Below are 1,397 nucleotides of genomic sequence, written 5' to 3'. Positions count from 1 at the left end.
ATGTATGGCCTCGGCTGATGGATGACACATCGTCCTCGGTTGAGGCTTTACATGTTTCCGGCTGATGCTTGACGGTTGCTTCGGTTGATTCTTGACACTCCCGGTATGCGGGAGATGAGTGTGGCTGAGCAGCGGTATCAGGCCGTGCTGGCGGTGGTCGGCGGCGGTGAGACGGTGAAGGACACGGCGGCGCGGTTCGGGGTGTCGCGGCAGACCCTGCACGCCTGGCTCGCGAAGTACGAGGTGGGCGGGATCGAGAATCTCGGCGATGGGTCGCATCGGCCGCGGTCGTGTCCGCATCAGATGCCGGCCGTGGTCGAGGTCGCGGTGGCGGAGTTGCGGCGGGCGCATCCGACGTGGGGTCCGCGGCGTCTGGTGCATGAACTGGGACGCGACGCGCTGGTGCCGGTGGGGTTGGTGCCGTCGGAGTCGGCGGTGTATCGGGCGCTGGTGCGGTTGTCGTTGATCGAGCCGGGGGCGCGGCGGCCGCGGGACCGCCGGTGGAGGCGGTGGGAGCGCGGCCGGCCGATGGAGCTGTGGCAGATGGATGTGGTCGGTGGGTTCGTGCTGGCCGACGGGCGCCGCGCGAAGGCGCTGACCGGGATCGATGACCACTCCCGGTTCTGTGTCAGCGCCTTCTTGATGCTGCGCGAATCGGCGCAGCGGGTCTGTGAGGGGCTGGCGCTGGCGATGCGGACCCATGGCCTACCGGAGGAGATCCTGACCGACAACGGCAAGGTGTTCACCGGCCGATTCAACCGCCCGCCCGTGGAGGTGCTGTTCGACCGGATCTGCCGCGAGAACGGGATCACGCACCGGCTCACCCAGCCCCGCTCCCCCACGACAACAGGCAAGGTCGAGCGGTTCCACCGGGCGCTGCGCACCGAGTTCCGCACCGACCGGGTCTTTGCCAGTCTCGAGGCCGCGCAGGCCGAACTCGACGCCTGGGTGACCGAGTACAACCACCGCCGGCCACACCAAGCGATCGCGATGGCCACTCCGGCTGACCGGTTCCTGCACGCCGTACCCGCGCTGGTCACATCGCTGCGGCCGGCCACTATGACCGCCGGGTCCACCACACAACCCGACCCCGGCCGCCGCGACGGCTACTGGGTCGCGCGACGCGCCAGCCGGGCCGGAGTGGTGTGCGTGAACTGGCAACAGGTCTGCCTCGGAACGGCCGCGGCAGGCCGCAACATCGACGTCTGGGTCACCGACACCGTCCTGCAGTTCTTCGACCACGACCAACTGCTCCGCACCCAGACCCGCGACCAGCCAGGACAGGTACGCAAGAAGAAACCATCCGTCCCCGGCGGCCAACGTCGCCATAAACTACAAACCTGAGTGTCAACGATCTACCGAAGCAGATCCGTCACCCATCAACCGAAGGTGCTCAG

At 67.9% G+C, this 1,397-nt stretch carries 1 protein-coding gene; it reads left to right on the top strand.

Annotated elements, in window-relative coordinates:
• Window positions 1–105 precede the first annotated feature (105 nt).
• A complete protein-coding gene (locus ACGFH6_RS44605; RefSeq protein ID WP_393397494.1) occupies window positions 106–1,344 on the top strand; it encodes an IS481 family transposase in 1,239 nt (412 codons plus the stop codon).
• Window positions 1,345–1,397: the final 53 nt, after the last annotated feature.

The sequence above is a fragment of the Kribbella sp. NPDC049227 genome (assembly GCF_043197265.1).
Taxonomy (GTDB): domain Bacteria; phylum Actinomycetota; class Actinomycetes; order Propionibacteriales; family Kribbellaceae; genus Kribbella.
Note: the sequence above shows the minus strand (reverse complement) of the source record. Positions and strands in the feature narration are given on the sequence as shown.

Coding starts and splice junctions, on each gene's coding strand:
- ACGFH6_RS44605 (WP_393397494.1), top strand. CDS start 106: ATGCGGGAGATGAGTGTGGCTGAGCAGCGGTATCAGGCCGTGCTGGCG.